The organism is Marinobacter bohaiensis (assembly GCF_003258515.1).
GTDB classification, from domain to species: domain Bacteria; phylum Pseudomonadota; class Gammaproteobacteria; order Pseudomonadales; family Oleiphilaceae; genus Marinobacter_A; species Marinobacter_A bohaiensis.
This window is the reverse complement of the sequence record NZ_QGEH01000001.1, coordinates 1,167,712-1,185,198: the sequence shown is the minus strand read 5'-3', so window position 1 is coordinate 1,185,198 and position 17,487 is coordinate 1,167,712. Positions and strand designations below refer to the sequence as shown.

At 63.3% G+C, this 17,487-nt stretch carries 11 protein-coding genes; 5 read left to right on the top strand and 6 right to left on the bottom strand.

Features of this window, described 5'->3' with window-relative positions; all coding sequences use genetic code 11:
• Positions 1-2: 2 nt before the first annotated feature.
• The gene (locus DKK67_RS05250) at positions 3-803 is read left to right on the top strand and encodes an AraC family transcriptional regulator (RefSeq protein WP_111495077.1); all 801 of its coding nucleotides are present in this window, start codon (positions 3-5) and stop codon (positions 801-803) included.
• Here DKK67_RS05250 and DKK67_RS05245 read toward each other — a convergent pair.
• Positions 795-2,120, bottom strand: coding sequence for a DASH family cryptochrome (locus DKK67_RS05245; RefSeq protein WP_111495075.1), 1,326 nt, complete (start codon positions 2,118-2,120; stop codon positions 795-797). The two genes, DKK67_RS05250 and DKK67_RS05245, sit on opposite strands and share 9 nt — an antisense overlap.
• 235 nt (positions 2,121-2,355) lie before the next feature.
• On the opposite strand from DKK67_RS05245, the gene idi reads away from it, so the two are divergent.
• On the top strand, positions 2,356-2,901 hold the full coding sequence (gene idi / locus DKK67_RS05240) for an isopentenyl-diphosphate Delta-isomerase (protein WP_111495073.1): 546 nt from the start codon (positions 2,356-2,358) through the stop codon (positions 2,899-2,901).
• Positions 2,902-2,929: 28 nt separating this feature from the next.
• Here idi and DKK67_RS05235 read toward each other — a convergent pair whose 3' ends face one another.
• Positions 2,930-4,519 carry a SulP family inorganic anion transporter gene (locus DKK67_RS05235; protein WP_111495071.1) on the bottom strand — a complete coding sequence of 530 codons (1,590 nt, stop codon included), beginning with the start codon at positions 4,517-4,519 and terminating at the stop codon, positions 2,930-2,932.
• Positions 4,520-4,950: 431 nt separating this feature from the next.
• Here DKK67_RS05235 and DKK67_RS05230 point away from each other — a divergent pair, with 431 nt between their 5' ends.
• Complete coding sequence (locus tag DKK67_RS05230; RefSeq protein WP_162628753.1) at positions 4,951-5,757, top strand: class I SAM-dependent methyltransferase; 807 nt, start codon at positions 4,951-4,953, stop codon at positions 5,755-5,757.
• 41 nt (positions 5,758-5,798) lie between these two features.
• Here DKK67_RS05230 and DKK67_RS05225 read toward each other — a convergent pair whose 3' ends face one another.
• From DKK67_RS05225 to DKK67_RS05215, 3 genes are all read right to left on the bottom strand, one after another.
• On the bottom strand, positions 5,799-6,773 hold the full coding sequence (locus DKK67_RS05225; RefSeq protein WP_111495067.1) for an MBL fold metallo-hydrolase: 975 nt from the start codon (positions 6,771-6,773) through the stop codon (positions 5,799-5,801).
• Between the two features lie 304 nt (positions 6,774-7,077).
• Positions 7,078-10,707: a bifunctional proline dehydrogenase/L-glutamate gamma-semialdehyde dehydrogenase PutA gene (gene putA, locus DKK67_RS05220; protein ID WP_111495065.1), complete on the bottom strand. Its 3,630-nt coding sequence runs from the start codon at positions 10,705-10,707 to the stop codon at positions 7,078-7,080.
• 194 nt (positions 10,708-10,901) lie between these two features.
• On the bottom strand, positions 10,902-14,426 hold the full coding sequence (locus DKK67_RS05215) for an NAD-glutamate dehydrogenase (protein ID WP_111495063.1): 3,525 nt from the start codon (positions 14,424-14,426) through the stop codon (positions 10,902-10,904).
• Between the two features lie 159 nt (positions 14,427-14,585).
• On the opposite strand from DKK67_RS05215, the gene DKK67_RS05210 reads away from it, so the two are divergent.
• On the top strand, positions 14,586-15,038 hold the full coding sequence (locus tag DKK67_RS05210; RefSeq protein ID WP_111495061.1) for an Lrp/AsnC ligand binding domain-containing protein: 453 nt from the start codon (positions 14,586-14,588) through the stop codon (positions 15,036-15,038).
• Positions 15,039-15,117: 79 nt separating this feature from the next.
• On the opposite strand, the gene DKK67_RS05205 is transcribed toward DKK67_RS05210, so the two are convergent.
• Entirely contained in the window at positions 15,118-16,038 is a 921-nt protein-coding gene (locus DKK67_RS05205) for a malate dehydrogenase (protein ID WP_111495059.1), read from the bottom strand.
• A gap of 421 nt (positions 16,039-16,459) precedes the next feature.
• Between DKK67_RS05205 and hpaD the strand changes: the two genes are divergently transcribed.
• Positions 16,460-17,473 carry a 3,4-dihydroxyphenylacetate 2,3-dioxygenase gene (gene hpaD, locus DKK67_RS05200; RefSeq protein ID WP_111495057.1) on the top strand — a complete coding sequence of 338 codons (1,014 nt, stop codon included), beginning with the start codon at positions 16,460-16,462 and terminating at the stop codon, positions 17,471-17,473.
• Positions 17,474-17,487: the final 14 nt, after the last annotated feature.

Here is a 17,487-nt window from a genome sequence, read left to right as displayed (position 1 = left end):
CCATGAGTCTTCCCGGCAAGAACCTGCAGATACCGCCGTTCAGCGACCGGTTGCCGGAACCGGTGCTGTTCCGCAGCGCCTGCGTGCCAGCGGAGGCGGCGTACCCGGTTCACAGCCACGCCTGGGGCGAGTTCGTCTATTCCTTCAGCGGCGTCATGGAAGTGAAGGTGGGCGATCGCCAGTATCTGGCCCCCTCGCAGTATGGCCTCTGGCTACCGCCGGGGGTGGAACATCAGGGCCTGAACCGCTACGAAGCCTGCCACGGTTCGCTCTATGTCTCTGCCCCGTTCAGCGACGCGCTGCCGGAGCAGACCTGTGCCCTTGCCGTCAGCCCGCTGGTGCGGGAACTGCTGGAGCATTTGCGCCAGCAGAACCTGACACCGCCCTACTCCGAGACCGATACGCGCCTGCTGCGGGTGCTGGTGGACCAACTGGCCGACGCCGAATGCATGGGCAGCTACCTGCCCACATCCAATGACCCGGTGCTCTCGCGGGTGATGGGCATCCTCGAACGGGACCCCGGCGACAGCCGCTCCCTGCCGGAACTGGCCAGGGCAGTCCATTCCACCGAGCGCACCCTGATGCGCCGCAGTCAGCGGGACCTGGGCATGTCGCTCGCGGAATGGCGCCAACGGCTGCGGGTGGTAAAGGCGATGCCGCGTCTGGAAGCGGGCGACAAGGTCGAGGCCATCGCCCTGGAGCTGGGCTACGCCAGTGCCTCGGCTTTTATCGCCATGTTCCGAAGGCTGATGGGCGTGACCCCGGACGAGTACCGGCGCACGGTGGCCGGCGCCTCAGGATAACGGCCAGTACGCCGCATCGACCGTGTGGCGCCCCACCGGCTGATTCGCCTCACCCTGCCAACGGGCGACGAACGCGCCATCCGGATCGTAGGTCTGCGCCTGTTTCTCCAGGTTGAACTGCCGCTGTCCCCGGGGATCGGCGCCGACACCCGCCAGGTACTGCCAGTTGCCGTAGTTGCTGCCCACGTCATAGTCGACCAGCTGCTGCTCGAACCAGGCCGCCCCGTAACGCCAGTCCAGCTCCAGCTCGTTGACGAAGCAACTGGCCGCCAACTGCCGGGCGCGGTTGCTGATGTAGCCGGTCTGGCGGAGCTGGTTCATGGCGGCATTAACCAGCGGGTACTCGGTGGTGCCCTCACACCAAGCCTTGAATCGGTGAGGGTAGAATGTCACCGGTCGCCGTTTGCACTGGACACCGTCACGCCGGAACAGGTCGACGCCATGGCGCAGTGCAGACCAGTAAAAATATTCCCGCCACAGCAGTTCGAACCACAGCCAGTAGGTGGATTCGTTGCGGGTTTCGGCACGCTCGTATTCGGCGATGCTCTCAGCCACCTCCCTCACCGACAGACTGCCGTTGGCCAGCCACGGCGAAAATTTGGAAGAGGCGTCCCAGTCGTCCAGCGCGTTACGGGTGTCCTTGTAGCGCGCAATACGGTGGCTGTCGAAAATGAACGCCTGCAGCTGTTCGAGCCCGGCACGCTCACCACCGGTAAATCGCGGAGCTTGCCCCGGCTCGCTGATGGGCGGGCAGTCGCCGCGGTTGTCCTGCGCGAAACCGGGAGGCGGCGGCAGGGCCGACAGCGTCCGAATGCGCAGAGCATCGGTATGATGCCCACCAGCGACTTCAACCTGTTTGCGAAACTGGGAAAAGGTGGCCGGCAGTTCGTCGAGGGGCATGGGCAGGGAGCCCTCGGTAAACAGGCTCAGCGTCTCGAACTCCCGACATAGGGTCGCGGGCACCGCTTCCCGGATAGCCCGCCACTGGCCGGCTTCTTCCGTACCCGGCTGACGTGAACGGATCATGTGATCGATACCGTGGGCCCGGACCAGCGCCGGAATGACCTGCTCCGGAACACCGAACGCGAGATGCAATCGCTGGCCCAATGGGCGAAGATGCCGCTCCAGCGCCATCAGGCTTTGCCACAGAAAACGCCAGCGATGCGTTCCCATCGATCGACTCTGGAACCGGCCGGGAGTGAACCAGCGCGGATCCACCACGTAGACGCACAGCAGGCTGTCGGATTTCGAGGCCGCCAGCAGGGCCGCGTTGTCATGCAGGCGGAGATCGCGGGTGAACCAGTAAAGCGTATTCACGAAGGCCTCTCGGTGTTGTCTTCGACCCGTATTTACGTCGGGCCCGGGTGCGCGGATCGTCTTGCGGCGCCAGTATAGGCCGCGACCCGGTCGGGGAACACTCACCGGCGGATGCGCGAATCAATGGCATCGATGGATTGCGGTAATGAACAGGCAAAACCCACGATACCGGCAACTGTCGCAACCGATTACTGTCTACCGGATAAGGCCAGACGCTCTGTAAGTTGGAGGAAACATGACCGTCGACGAGGAACGGGTCGTCCTGCTGGACCGCCACAACCAGCCCGCGGGAACCGCGCCGAAGGCGACCGTGCACGACCGCAACACGCCGCTGCATCTGGCGTTCTCCTGCTATCTCTTCAACGCGGAAGGTGAGCTCTTACTGACCCGGCGCGCCCTGACCAAGGTGGCCTGGCCCGGCGTCTGGACCAACTCGGCCTGCGGCCACCCCCTGCCCGGCGAAACCCCGGCCGATGCCGTGAAACGCCGCTGCCGCTACGAACTGGGCGTCGATATCCAGGACGTCGAACTGCGACTGCCGGAATTCAGCTACCGGGCGCAAGACGCCTCCGGCATCGTCGAGAACGAGTTCTGCCCCGTGTTCTCAGCACGCTGCGTCAGCCAACCGGAGCCGCGACCGAGCGAAGTCATGGACTGCCGCTGGGTCCGTCCCGCGGACCTGATCAAGGCGGTGACCGCCACTCCCTGGGCTTTCAGCCCCTGGATGGTTGCCCAGTTGCGAGAGCTGGAAGCCGAGGGCCTCCTGGCGGGCCACCGCTGAAGCGCAACCCGCAGCCACGCTCGTCGCCCTAGCCAAACACCTGTCGCCCGGGGGCCGCGAGAGACTCGCCCTCGTCGATGGTCCGCGACGCCGGGAAGTGTCCACTGAAGCCCCGCAGGTCGCGCACCTGCACGCTGATGCCATGGTCGGGCGCATTGCGTGCGTAGGCCTCGATATCATCACGGATGTCCGGGTCCACATGCGCCGCCAGTTGGCCGTCTATGACCAGGTGCGTGCCCGGTTTCAGGTTTTCCAGCTTGCTGCGCACCTCTTCGCGATTGAGGAAAGACACGTCCGTCAGGAAGCGCATCCAGGCCCGCTGCCCCTCCTGGCGGAACGATACCGCGCGCCGGAAGTTGGCCCGTATCATGAAACACAGCCCGCAGAACATGCCCACCAGCACCCCTTTCAGCAGGTCGATCACCACCACCGACGTCAGGGTCGCCGCAAACGGCACCAGTCGATTCAATCCCTTGCGGTACTGTTCGACCCACAGCCTCGGGCTCGCCAGTTTGAAGCCGGTATGGATCAGGATCGCCGCCAGGCACGCCAGGGGCATCTGCTCCAGCACCGGCGCCAGGCAGGCCACGGTCACCAACAGGAGCGCCCCGTGAACGAAACTCGACGTCCGGGAACGTCCCCCGGCCTGCACGTTGGCCGAGCTGCGTACGATCACCGCCGTGATCGGCAGGCCGCCCACCAGACCACTGAGCAGGTTGCCCAGACCCTGGGCCTTGAGTTCCCGATGCGGCGGCGAGTGGCGCTTGAGCGGGTCGATCTTGTCCACCGCTTCCAGGGAGAGCAGCGTTTCCAGGCTGGCTACCAGCGCCAGTGTCAGGGCAAAAACATAGACCTGGGGATCGGCCAGCGACGTCAGCGACGGGAGATGCAACTGGGCCAGGAACTCGCCGATCCCGGCCACGCCCATGGCGTCGATCGGAAGCTCAATCCGATGGGCGCCGGTTAACGGGGAAAGCCAGGCGGACGGGACCAGCCGGTCGAGCAACACCGCGACGATAACCACCACCAGCGGCCCCGGCAGGTTGCCGAGCACACTCCGTTTGATCACGGGACGGTCCCACAGCAGCAAAACCGCGAAGGAGACCAGGGCAATCAGCAACGCCAGCCCACTGAACTGCGCCGACAAGGCCCGTGAGCCCCAATCCTCCAGGGCCGGCCAGTCCGCCATACCCGCCAGCATCGGCAACTGGTTAATCACCAGGATCAGACCGATCGCCGCCAGCATTCCCTTGATCACCGAGCTGGGTACGAACGCCCCGATCCGGCCCAGGCGCAGGAAACCGAACAGCATCTGCAGCAACCCACTCAGCGCCGTCGCCATCAGCAACCCGGCAAAGCCAATCGCCTCGATGGCGGACAGAACCACCACGACCAGCCCGGCGGCGGGACCGCTCACGCTCAACGCCGAACCACTGACCAGCGACACCACCAGCCCACCGATAATACCGGCCAGCAGACCGGACAGGGGGGGTGCGCCCGACGCCAGGGCAATGCCGAGACACAACGGGATGGCTACCAGAAAGACCGCAATGCCTGCGGGAACATCGTGCTTCAGGTTACGGAGCACCGGATCCGTCGCCTCCGGGAACTGACTCATCTCGCGACTCCTTGCGTCATGCCGAGTAAGGATGGGAGCCGAAAGTAGCCCGGGAGGATGGGCCGTTCGGAGCCGTCAAAGCACATGCTGCTCGTGCGATATCTCGCACCGGCAAGATGACGCGCATGTCAATTTAGGCCAAATCCGGCATTCCCTGACCCGACCTAACACGCTGACTTATATCGCATTCCGCGTGCTGCTGCGGGAACGCCGGCACGGCACTCCGCCCGATATTCATTGCGGGAAGGTTGCACGACCGTAATTCCGCTGAGCTGCGCCCGCTACACCGCTACCTATCCGCCACAGCGGCATGACGCACATCCCGAATGACCTTTCTGCGCCGGCGCGCTATGGTAGCCAATGGAGCGAGTGTCCCGCTCCACCTCTGCCCAATGACATCCCCGAGTCGGTTGTCCGGAAGGAGGAAAACCATGACCGATATCACCGAGGAAACGCTCGCCGACACCGCCCGGGCCTATGACCGGTGGCTGATGCCCGCACTCTTCGCGCCCTGGATTCCCCATACACTCGACCGCTCCCGAATACAGCCCGGCCAGCATCTCCTGGACGTGGCCTGCGGGACCGGTGAACTGGCCCTGTCGGCCCAGCAGCGGGTCCAGCCCGATGGCCTCGTGACCGGACTGGACCTGAACCCCGGCATGCTGGCCGTGGCCCGGGAAAAATCCGAAACCATCCGCTGGGTGGAAAGTCACGCCGGCAATCTGCCTTTCGACGAAGACACCTTCGACGCCGTCACCTGCCAGTTCGGCCTGATGCTGTTTGACGATCCCGTGCAGGCGCTGCGGGAAATGCACCGGGTGCTGGAGCCCGGCGGTCGACTGGTGGTTCTGGTTTTCGATGAGCTGATCCGACAACCGGTATACCAGACTCTGTCAGGTCTCTATGGGGAACTGATCAGCCCGTCGGTCGGCGACCTTTTGCGCGCGCCCTTCGCCATGGGCCAACGCTCGATCATCGAGAATACCTTTGCCGAAGCCGGCCTGGCGGAGGTCGAGGTGGAACGTCTGGAGGAAAGTGTCATCTTCCCGACCATCACCGATCTGATCCGGGCCGATGTGGACGGCTGGTTTCCGTTTGCCGGTGTCCGGGTAACGGCCGATCAACACGAGCGAGTGAGCGCGGCCGCTGAGCGGGCTCTGGCGCCCTACCGGATGTCCGATGGATCGTTCCGGTTCGTTATCGGAGTGCACTGCGCGTGGCTGGAGAAAGATGCGTGACGCCCGGGTGGGCGTCACGGAAGGGCAACCCCCGAGGGGATCTATCGATCGCTGTTCCAGGGAATCACCCTGACCTTATCGCCGGACAGATCGAACGCCATGAGATCCTGCCCCATAGCTAGGGGCCCATCGTAGGTTTCCCGCGTTGCCGTCTCGATTTCCGCAGGCGTCATCGGCGGGTAATCCTGGTTTGCCAGCAGCACGAAATGCGTGAAGGCCGCCATCTTTGGCTTGGCTTCGCTGAACACCTCACCCGCCTCCTGCGGCGTGGTGTGATGATTCATGATCGGCTGCAGACGCGGCAGCGCCTCTAGCAGCTCCGGTCGGGCAGCAGCGACTTCGTGGATCAGCAGGTCAACGCCACGTGAATGCTCAACCACCGTCTTCGATTTGCGGGTATCCCCGGAAATCACCACCGACTTGCCCTGATAGTCAATGCGGTAGCCGACCGACGGATGAATCAGGTCGCCGTGCAAGTTGGAAAACGCCGTGACTCTGACGCCGTTCTTTTCATAGACCACGCCACCGACCTGCTCGTCAAACTCGGTGACGTTGAAGCGGTTGGCTTCCGGCGGCAGCTTCTCATCGGCAATACGCACCTTGGCGTTGTTCTCAAACGCACTGACCAGACCATCGGTCAGTGCCTGCAGACCGGTCGGGCCGGTGATGTTGAACGGCTGCTTGCGCCCGGCGTATACCGGCGGCAGCCAGCCGGTCATCCAAAGATCCGCCAGACCGTTGACGTGATCCGAGTGATAGTGCGTCAGGAAGACTTCATCGAGACTGCCCAGCGGCACCTTCAACTGCCACAGGCGGATGGTATTGCCGCGCCCGGCATCAAACAGCAGGTTCAGGTTGCCGGCCTGCACCAGGGTGCTGGGGCCGAAACGATCGGGATTGGGGTTTGGAGTACCGGTGCCCAGCAGGGTGACCCGGAAAGTGCTGTTGTCCTGCGCCATGGCGCTCGAGGCCAGGGCAAACATCAGCAACGCAGCCGTCAGGCATTGTTTCAGCATGGCTTCTCCCAATGTTGTTATGGTTTTGAGAAAACGGACGCCACGATCCCTGTGTTGTCGTTGTTTTTGATAGACCTGAGTTCAGGAACCTCTGATCAGGCTCCCTGGCCCCGCCACGCAGAAGGAAGGAACGCGACGGAACCGACACCAACCTAGCAGCCCGTTTGCTAGGCCCCTAATTGATTGGTTGCAAAACCGTATTCATTTTTGGGAAGCATCCTGCGGGAACCCCAGCGCCCCAACGAAAAACGCCCGGATGGCGGAACCATCCGGGCGTTGTCGGAACCGAAGCCTCGTTGAGGGCTTATTCGGACGCGGCGATCAAGCTCGCGTTACCACCGGCTGCCGTGGTGTCGACACACAGGTGCCGCTCTACCACGAAGCGCTGGGTCAGGGTTGGCTCGGTGATCAACTGGATCAGCGCGCCGTCGCGCTTGGCCAAGGCATCCCGGTACTCGCGCAGCAGCGAGCGCTCGGCAACGCTGGTCACCGCTTCAAAGCCGTGAGCCTGGGTCAAGGCAACCGGGTCCAGCACACCGTCAACGCCAACGATCGGCAGGCCGGCCTTGGCCGCCTGGCTGACAGTCTTCTCGACGTTCGGCGCCACGACCACCACCCGGTTACCCTGGGACAGGGCGCTGGCCGCCTGCTTGAGCGCAGACTCGCCGTCCGGCCCCAGGCACACCACCAGGCCGCGGGCGTGGTTGGACAGACGGTTGAGCTCGCCAGTGGGTCCCGGCATGTCTTCCGGATGCGCGTCCAGGGCCTCGGGCACCTCGCCGAAGATCGGGCGCATGGCCTGGATACGGCTTTCCGGAGCCTGCGGCTGCAGCCCCTGCGCCTTGTCGATCAGCTTCTGCAGGCGCTCGGCACCGATCTGCTTGCCGGCGGACTGGGCCGGCACCTCGATGCTCTCGCCCTTCATGAAACGACGCACGTAGTGCGGACCACCCGCCTTGGGACCGGTACCGGACAGGCCCTCACCGCCGAACGGCTGGGAGCCGACGATGGCGCCGATCTGGTTCCTGTTGACATAGGTGTTGCCCACCTTGATGCGGCTGGAGATCCGCTCGACGCGACGGTCCACCCGGCTGTGGATGCCGAAGGTCAGGCCGTAGCCCTTGTCGTTGACCGCGTCGATCACTTTGTCGATATCCGCCGCCTCAAAGGTTGCCACGTGCAGGACCGGCCCGAAGATTTCCTCTTCCAGCTCCTCGATGCCGCTGACCTGGATAACGGTTGGCGACACGAACAGACCTTTCTCCGGTACCGACAGCTTCTTCAGCACCTTGCCGCGCTTCTCATATTTCTCACAGTGGCTGACGATGCGGTCCTTGGCGGTCTGGTCGATGACCGGGCCCACGTCCGTGGACAGGTCCCACGGGTTGCCGATGCCCAGCTCCTCCATGGCGCCGAACAGCATTTCCAGCAGGTGGTCAGCGATGTCTTTCTGCACGTACAGCATGCGCAGCGCGGAGCAGCGCTGGCCGGCACTCTGGAAGGACGAGGCCAGGACGTCGCGCACCACCTGCTCCGGCAGCGCGGTGGAATCCACGATCATGGCGTTCAGGCCACCGGTTTCCGCTACCAGCGGGGCGTCCGGCGCCATCTTCTCGGTCATGACCTTGTTGATGCGCTGGGCCGTTGCGGTGGAGCCGGTGAAGCAGACGCCCGCCATACGCGGATCGGACGTCAGCGCGGCACCGACGGTAGCGCCGGTGCCCGGCACCAGCTGCACGGCGCCTTTGGGGACGCCGGCCTCGTGCATCAGTTCAACGGCCCGGGCCGCCAGCAGTGCGGTCTGCTCCGCCGGCTTGGCGATGACGGCGTTGCCGGCCGCCAGGTTGGCCGCGATCTGGCCGGTGAAGATCGCCAGCGGGAAGTTCCACGGCGAAATACAGCACATCACACCGCGGGCGTCGCCACTGTCTTTGTAGCGAATGCCTTCGTTGGCGTAGAACTCACAGAAATCCACCGCTTCGCGGATTTCGGCGACGGCGTCGAACAAGGACTTGCCGGCCTCGCGGCAGGTCAGTGCGAACAGCTCGTCGACGTTGTCCTCGTACAGCTTGCCGATCTTGCGCAGGCACTCGGCGCGCTCTTCGGCGGGCATCGCGGACCAGGTCCGGAAGCCCTCTTCGCCGGCCGTGATGGCGGCGTCGATATCGGCGTCGGAGGCCTGGGTGACTTCACCCACCACGTCGTCCGGATCGGCCGGATTACGCACCACCTGGACTTCCGCACCCACGGCGTCCACCGCCATGACCGGACCGCCCTTCCAGCGATGGGTGCGGTAAGCGCCGCGGCCCTCGTCGATCTGCGCGATGGTGACCGGATCGGTCAGGTCCCAGCCCTTGGAGTTGCGGCGGTTGGCGCCGAACAGGTCGGCCGGACGCACAATGGCCTTGCTGGAAATGCCGTCGCCCAGGGCCAGCACCGCGTCGATGGGATCCTTGGCAATCTCTTCCGGGGTGATGCTGGTGTCGACGATCTGGTTCACGAACGAGCTGTTGGCGCCGTTCTCCAGCAGACGGCGCACCAGGTACGCCAGCAGGTCGCTGTGCTTGCCGACCGGCGCGTAGATGCGGCAGGGCACGCCGCTGTCGCGGATCACCTGATCGTGCAGGGACTCGCCCATGCCGTGCAGACGCTGGAATTCAAACAGGTTGCGGTCGACGTTCTTGGCCAGTTCCAGCACCGCCGACACCGAGTGGGCGTTGTGGGTGGCAAACTGCGGATAGATGCGGTCGGTCATGCCCAGCAGTTGCTTGGCGCAGGCCAGGTAGGACACGTCACTGCAGGCCTTGCGGGTGAACACCGGGAAATCGCTCAGGCCCATCACCTGGGCGCGCTTGATCTCGGCGTCCCAGTAGGCACCCTTCACCAGACGCACCATGATGCGGCGATCCAGCTTGTTGGACAGGGCGTAGAGCCAGTTCAGGACGTGGGACGCACGCTTGCCGAAAGCCTGCACGACCACGCCGAAACCGTCCCAATGGGCCAGTTCGGGATCTGCCAGGATCGCTTCGATCACGTCCAGGGACAGGTCCAGGCGATCCGCCTCTTCCGCGTCGATGTTAAAGCCCATATTGGCTTTGGCGGCTTTCTTCGCCAGATCCAGCGCACGGGGCACCAGCTCTTCCATCACGCGCTCTTTGTGGCCGTACTCGTAGCGGGCCAGCAGGGCGGACAGTTTGACGGAGATGCCCGGGTTGGTGCGCACGTCGCCCGCGCAGTTCTTGCTGATGCTGTCGATGGCGTCAGCGTAGGCCTTGTAGTAGCGCAGCGCGTCGGCATCGGTCCGGGCGGCTTCGCCCAGCATGTCGTAGGAGTAGGTATAACCGCGACTCATGTTGCTCTTGCCGCGCTCCTGGGCTTCCTCGATGTCACGGCCCAGGACAAACTGGCGCCCCATTTCCTTCATGGCCTGACCGGCCACGGTCCGCACCACCGGCTCGCCCATACGCTTGATCAGCTTGCGCAGGGTCTCGCCCACGCTCTGGCGCTCGGAGTCCTTGAGCAGGTTGCTGGTCATCAGCAGGGCCAGCGTGGTGGAGTTGATCAGGGAAGAGGTGGCTTTGCCCACGTGGGCGCCCCAGTTTCCGGAGGTGATCTTGTCTTCGATCAGCGCGTGGATCGTGGTGTTGTCCGGCACGCGCAGCAGGGCCTCAGCCAGGCACATGAGGGCCACGCCCTCCTTGGTGGTCAGGCCGTATTCCGACAGGAACTTCTCCATGATGGTCGGCTTGGCGTTACTGCGGACGCTGCGCACCAGGTCTGCCGCACGCGCTGAAATCGCTTCACGCTCAGCCTTGGACAACTGGGCGTCAGCAATCAGCTCGTGAATCACCTTGTATTCGTCGGCCAGATAGTAATCGCGGACGGCCTGGCGGGAGTCGATTAGTTCAGGAGTCACTGACTGCTGCGGTTTCATAGTTGTCACCTCGTCGTTGTTTGTCTCTCTGGTCGCATTTTACCGAGACAGACAAAGACCATTTTCCTATTACCCCGGCCAAAGCAACCAATCAGACCTTTTTTGGCCAAACAAAAACCGAGCCCTTCCTTTCCGAAGGGTTAAATATAGGCAATATGACCTTTACCCGTTCGACGGGAAACCCGATTTCGCAGTCATCCCGCCTCTGCCGCCAGCTCCCTCAGGACACCGTGAGCGACAGAAAACACTGCACAATCAATGTTTTTCGCCGTCTGCATGTCTCCCAGCATCTGCTTCCAACGGCCCAGTTGCGTCTGCTTGCCGTCGCGCCACTGCGCCAGCAAGGTTTCGGGCGCCATTTTCGACGGCACTTCGCCCACGGACGCATCCTGTTCGCTCCCGTTCCCCACACGGAACACACTGGAGGTCAGGTGACGCAGCTGATAGTCCAGATCGTCGCGGTAATGACTGGTGGCCAGCACCTCCCAATGCCCCCGCGCCCGGAACTGGCGCATCTGCCTGTCGAGCCAGGTCAGGTTGAGGCTTTCGCCCAGCGAGAAGTACACCCAGGCCACCGCTTCCAGCGACTCGTCGAACTGCAGCGCCACCTCGATGATATCCATCAACCAGTAGCGGCTCTCTGTGGACGCGCAGCAGGCCGCCAGACGTTCCGGCACCGAATTGCTCACATAATAATCATAGCGCTCATTCCAGCGGCTTTCAGGAATCACGCCGCGCAGGCTGTCGGTGGCGCTCATGACCCGCACCAGATGTGGCTGGTAACGCTCGCGGCAGGCCACTGCATCGAGATCCTGCGGCCGTGTGCGAAGCAACCAGTTGGTGGTGCGTGTCACCAGCCGGGTCAGATCGCGCAACAGATCGAGCTGGACGCCGGCAGCGATCTGACCGTCCAGCGCTTCGATCTCACGCCATTGTGCGTCGACATCGTAGATATCCACCGCGATGCGGTAGGCCGCGGCGATCTCATCCGCACCGGAGCGCGAAGCATGGCGGATCTTGTCCAGCCAGGTGATGCCCATGCGATTGACCATGTCATTGGCCAATTGTGTGGCGGTGATCTCGGCCCGCAGCGGGTGCTGTTCCACCGCGCCCGGGAAGGCCCGCAACAGCGACGCCGGAAACGCCGAGTAGAGCGCGTCGCGGAAGCGCTCGTCGTGGACCAGGGGCGACGCCAGCAGCAACTGCTTGAGCTCGATCTTGGCGTAGGACACCAGCACCGACAGCTCCGGTCGGGTCAGGCCCGACAGGGATTCCTTGCGCTCCTGCAAGGCCTCGTCGCCGGGCAGGAATTCCAGCGCGCGGTCCAGCCGGCCTTCCGCTTCCAGGCGACGCATGAAGCGCTCATGCTCGTCGAGACTGGCAGCAGCCGTGGACTCGGCCAGACTCAGCGCCAGGGCCTGGCGGTAGTTGTTCTGGAGCACCAATTCAGACACTTCGCCGGTCATCTCCCGCAACAGGCGATTGCGCTGCTCCAGCGATAACCGACCTTCCTGCACCTCCTTGCTGAGCAGGATCTTGATGTTGACCTCGTGGTCCGAGCAGTCCACGCCGCCGGCATTGTCGATGAAGTCGGTGTTGGCCGCCCCGCCGCGGCGGGCGAAGCCGATCCGCGCCAGCTGGGTGAACCCCAGGTTGCCGCCCTCTCCCAGCACCCGGCAGCGCAACTGGTTACTGTCGACACGGACCGGATCGTTGGCCTTGTCCCCGACACTCTCGTGGGACTCAGCCGGGGATTTGGCGTAGGTGCCAATGCCGCCGTTCCAGATCATGTCCACCGGCGCCTGCAGCAGCGCGCTGATCAGCTCGTTGGGCGTCAACCGCCTGGCGTCGGTGCCCAGGGCCTTGCGCATGGCGGCGTTGATGGGAATCGACTTCTGGGAACGGGAAAACACGCCGCCGCCCTTGCTGATCAGTTCGCGGTCGTAGTCGGCCCAGCTGGACCCGGGCTGCTCGAACAGGCGCTGGCGTTCGCGGAACGCCGCTGCGGCGTCGGGCTTGGGGTCGATGAAGATGTGCAGGTGATTGAACGCGCCCACCAGCCGGATCCGGTCCGACAACAACATGCCGTTGCCGAATACGTCGCCGCCCATGTCGCCGACGCCAACCACCGTGAACTCGTCGGACTGGGTGTCGACGCCTTTTTCCAGGAAGTGGCGCTTGACCGATTCCCAGGCGCCGCGGGCGGTGATACCCATCTTCTTATGGTCATAACCTTCGCTGCCGCCGGAGGCAAAAGCATCCCCCAGCCAGAAGCCATACTCCTCGGCCAGGCGATTGGCGATGTCGGAGAAGGTGGCCGTGCCCTTGTCGGCGGCCACCACCAGGTAGGGATCGTCGTCATCGTGACGCACGACGTCCGCCGGCGGCACCACCTGACCGGCTTCCAGGTTGTCGGTCAGATCCAGCAGGCCGCGAATAAAGATTCGATAGCAGGCCACGCCCTCCTCCTGCAGCGCCTGACGCGAACCGTCGCGGGGCGGCTGCTTGACGATAAAGCCGCCCTTGGCGCCCACCGGCACGATCACCGAGTTCTTCACCTGCTGGGCTTTCACCAGACCCAGGATCTCGGTGCGGTAGTCCTCCGCCCGGTCCGACCAGCGCAGCCCGCCCCGAGCCACCGGTCCCGCCCGCAGGTGTACCCCTTCAACGCGGGGCGAATAGACGAACACCTCGAAGCGGGGTCTCGGTTTGGGGATATCGGGGATCGACTGGGGGTCGAACTTGAGGGACAGGTAGCTCTTGAACTGCCCCTCGAAGCGCTGGAAAAAGTTGGTGCGCAAGGTGGCCTTGATCAGCAGGTAGAAGCGCCGCAGGATGCGGTCATCATCCAGGCTCTCCACCGCTTCCAGATCCGCCAGGATGGCCTCTTCAACGGCGGCGCTCTCGTCCGCCCGGGTGCCATTCGGTTCAAACGCCGGATCAAAACGCACCTGGAACAGGGCCACCAGCCGCCGGGTAATCTCTACGTGGCGGGCCAGGGTCTCCGCAATGAACGGCTGGCTAAAACCGAAACGCAGTTGCTTGATGTAGCGGGAATAGGCCCGCAGCAGGCTTACCTCCCGCCAGCCCAGGCCGGACACCATGATCAGCCGGTTCAGTTCATCGTTCTCGGCAAAGCCGTTCCAGATTTCCCGGAAAGCCTCCTGCAGCAACGACATGACGCTGTCCGCCACCGCCTGATTGCCGGTGGAATGGACCTCCACGGTGAAATCACTGACCCCGAAGGTCTCCCCGTCCTGGCGCTGGATGCGGTAAGGGTGCTCGTCGAGAACCCGCATGCCCAGGTTTTCCAGCATGGGAATCACGTCCGAGAGGATAACCGGCTTACCCTGGCTGTAGAGCTTGAAACGCAGCACCTGGCCGTCGCGTTCGTCCACTGGATAAAAACGCATGGGCACATCGCTGCTGACAGCGATGGACAGCAACTGGCGCAGGTCGCTGACCGCTTCCGCCACGGAAAACCGGGTACGGTAACCGCTGGGGAAGGCGCTCCGGAACGAGCGCGCATACCGATCGCCCAGGTCATCGCCGAAGGCCTCGATCAATTGGGTGCGCAGGTGGCTCTCCCAGGATTGCGACTGGGCCATGACCCGGTTGACGATTTCCCTCAGGTGGGTCTGGTCGGGATCATCCGCCTGGATGGCGTCCGCGAGTTGTTCCAGAAGGGCGTTGGAGTCCGAGGGGTGGGATTCGGTCATTAATCGTCTCCGGATAAAGCCGACGGCACAGCAAATGGGATCGTACACGCAGTATAACCAATCCTCGAAAGACACTTTGACCATACGGTTTCAAAACGAAGGCAACCTGATTATATTTGACGACTCAATTAGCCATTAATCTTCCCGGGAATTCGAACCATGGTCGAACTGGACCGAATCGATCGCTCCATTATGCGCGAACTGCAAAAGAACGCGCGCGTCACCGTTACGGAGCTGGCCTCCCGGGTCGGCCTCTCCAAAACCCCTTGCCAGGTCCGCATGCGCCGGCTGGAAGAGCAGGGCTACATCACCGGCTACACCGCACTGATCAACCAGACCAAGCTGGGGCTGAGTCACATTGCCTTCGCCCAGGTCACCCTGAACGACACCAGCAGCAAGGCCCTGGCCGCCTTCAACGACGCCATCAACCAGATCTCGGCGGTGGAGCAGTGCCACATGATTGCCGGTAACTTCGATTATTTACTGAAGGTCCGCACCCGCAACATGGCCGAGTACCGCCAGGTCCTGGGCGAGCAGATCTCCGCCCTGCCCCACGTCCTCCAGACCAGCACTTTCGTGGTGATGGAGAACGTGAAGGATATGGCCGGCTAAGCTTAATGCCGGGCCCCGATGTTGAGGGGCCCCCGTGTTAAGGGGCGCGGGTGTTATGGGACGCAGGTATCAGGAAACACTAAGTCACCGCTTCCCCAGCCACCGACTCGATGACGTTGCGCACGGTCGACGCGCTGTGCAGGAAAGCCTGCTGCTCACGCTCGTTCAGCCTGGGATGCAATACCCGTTCGATCCCGTTGCCACCAATCACCGCCGGCAGGCTCAGGCAAACGTCCGTTACCCCCTGGAAACCGTCCACCCGCAGGCTGACCGGCATGGTGTGCTTGGCGTCCAGAGCGATGCTCTCGATGATGAAGGCCGCGGCCAGGGCAATGGCGTAGTTGGTGCAGCCCTTATGTTTGAGCACTTCGAAGCCGGCTCGCGAGGCCTTCTCGAACAAGGCGAAACGACCCGGCGTCGGGTCCAGCGGCTCACCACCGGCCTCGGCGCAGCTCATGGCCGGAAACTGGCTGTCGCCGTGCTCGCCCAGGATATAAGCGCGAATGTCCTCGGTGTGGATCCGCAACTCCTCCGCCAGCAACTGACGGAAACGCGAGGAATCCACCAGCGTGCCCGTGCCCAGCACCTGGTTGGGCCGGAAGCCGGTAAACTTCAGCGCATAGTGGACCAGTACGTCCACCGGGTTGGACACCATCACGATCGTGCTTTCCGGCGACAGACGCGCCAGTTCCGGCATGATCTCACGCATCAGGTCCACGTTGCCCTGGGCCAGCTCCATGCGGCTACGCATATGCTTGGGCGTGGGCACCGACGCGCACATGGCGATGATGTCGGAACCGGCCGTGTCCGCCAGGGTTCCGGCGTTGACCTGGGTGGGTGTGCTGACGAACAGCTGGCCGTGGCGCAGGTCCAGGACGTCCCCCAACACCGATTCCCGGCTGCGCCCCACCAGAACCAGTTCCTTGACGATGTGTTTCATGGCCAGGACAAACGCCAGGCTCGAACCGACATTGCCCATGCCGATGACGGATACTTTCATGCTCTTTCCCCAATGCGGAGACACCGCCGGCCAACGAGTAGCATGGGCAGCAACCTCCGCTCAACGTGTGAAACATCCCAACACGAGCAGTATCCGTGCCCGGTGCGGCGCAGACCTCACCAGCGCCTGCCACCTCGCAACGGCACGCCTTCTACCCGGGGCTCATCACAGTAACGCCCACCTCGGCTAACTGACCGACGCACGACCGACGCCCAAGCGCACCAGCTCGGTGCAAAGCTCCCACCTTTTCTCCAAACCAAACACCTCAACTACGACTTTTGTCTAATCGTTGATCGGAAAATTAAGATATATCTTTTTCTAAGATATATCGAAATATTCAAATCACTCGCAATCGAAAGACGCACCAAAGTGTGAAAGGCCGGCCCGTCCGGAGCCGCGTCGAACGACAGGGAGAACAACAATGAGCCTGAATGATTTCGTCCTGAACCCACCCTTCAACGTGACCCGCACCAGTCACGTTGTGCTCAATGTGAGCGATCTGGAAGCCAGCAAACACTTCTATACCGAACTGGTGGGGCTGGTGGTCAGCGATGAGGACGCCAACAGCGTCTACCTGCGAGGGCTGGAGGAGAACGGTCACCACAGCCTCGTGCTTAACAAGTCGCCGAACGCCGGCAAATGCGCCCGGATCGGCATGCGGGTACTGACCGACGACGACATCCACGCCGCCCAGGACTACTTCGGCAGCCGCGGCATCGACTGCCAGCTTGTCGACGTGCCTTTCCAGGGCCCAACCCTGCACGTCACCGACAGCACCGGTGTGCCATTGGAGCTGACGTCTTCCATGGAGCGACGTCCGCGGATGATGAAGGAATACAACCACTACCGCGGTGCCAGCGCCCAGCGCATCGATCACTACCAGATCCAGACCCACGACGTACGCCGCGCTTATGAGTTCTACCAGCCGCTGGGATTCCGGCTCAGCGAGTACACTTTTTCCAAGCGCGAGGATGGCGGCGAGAATCTGTGGGGCGTCTGGATGCAGCGCAAGGGCAACCCGCACGACATCGTCTTTACCAACGGGCTGGGACCGCGCCTGCACCACTTCGCCTACACCCTCCCCGATACCAACGACATGATCCGCGCCTGCGACGTGGCCGGATCCCTGGGCTATGCCACCCGTCTGGAGCGCGGCCCGGGGCGCCATGGCATCAGCGGCGCACTGTTCGTCTACTTCCGCGACCCGGACGGCCACCGCGTCGAGCTGTTCAACACCCACTACCAGCACATCGACCTGGAGCCGCCACTGGCCTGGGATCTGGCCGACCCCAAACGGGCCGATCAGTGGGGGTTCCCGGCGCAGAAGAAATGGTTTGCCGAAGCGAGTCCTTTCGTGGGGACCGAACCGCGCGAGCCCAACATCAAGGTGGACCCACCGACCCTGGAGCGATTCCTGGCGCTGGTGAACGAATAGCCACCAATCATCCG

What these genes read in the sequence shown, in the direction of transcription:
- DKK67_RS05215 (WP_111495063.1), bottom strand. Translation starts at nt 14,426, where the DNA reads ATGACCGAATCCCACCCCTCGGACTCCAACGCCCTTCTGGAACAACTC.
- DKK67_RS05210 (WP_111495061.1), top strand. Translation starts at nt 14,586, where the DNA reads ATGGTCGAACTGGACCGAATCGATCGCTCCATTATGCGCGAACTGCAA.
- DKK67_RS05230 (WP_162628753.1), top strand. Translation starts at nt 4,951, where the DNA reads ATGACCGATATCACCGAGGAAACGCTCGCCGACACCGCCCGGGCCTAT.
- DKK67_RS05205 (WP_111495059.1), bottom strand. Translation starts at nt 16,038, where the DNA reads ATGAAAGTATCCGTCATCGGCATGGGCAATGTCGGTTCGAGCCTGGCG.
- hpaD (WP_111495057.1), top strand. Translation starts at nt 16,460, where the DNA reads ATGAGCCTGAATGATTTCGTCCTGAACCCACCCTTCAACGTGACCCGC.
- DKK67_RS05250 (WP_111495077.1), top strand. Translation starts at nt 3, where the DNA reads ATGAGTCTTCCCGGCAAGAACCTGCAGATACCGCCGTTCAGCGACCGG.
- putA (WP_111495065.1), bottom strand. Translation starts at nt 10,707, where the DNA reads ATGAAACCGCAGCAGTCAGTGACTCCTGAACTAATCGACTCCCGCCAG.
- DKK67_RS05235 (WP_111495071.1), bottom strand. Translation starts at nt 4,519, where the DNA reads ATGAGTCAGTTCCCGGAGGCGACGGATCCGGTGCTCCGTAACCTGAAG.
- DKK67_RS05225 (WP_111495067.1), bottom strand. Translation starts at nt 6,773, where the DNA reads ATGCTGAAACAATGCCTGACGGCTGCGTTGCTGATGTTTGCCCTGGCC.
- idi (WP_111495073.1), top strand. Translation starts at nt 2,356, where the DNA reads ATGACCGTCGACGAGGAACGGGTCGTCCTGCTGGACCGCCACAACCAG.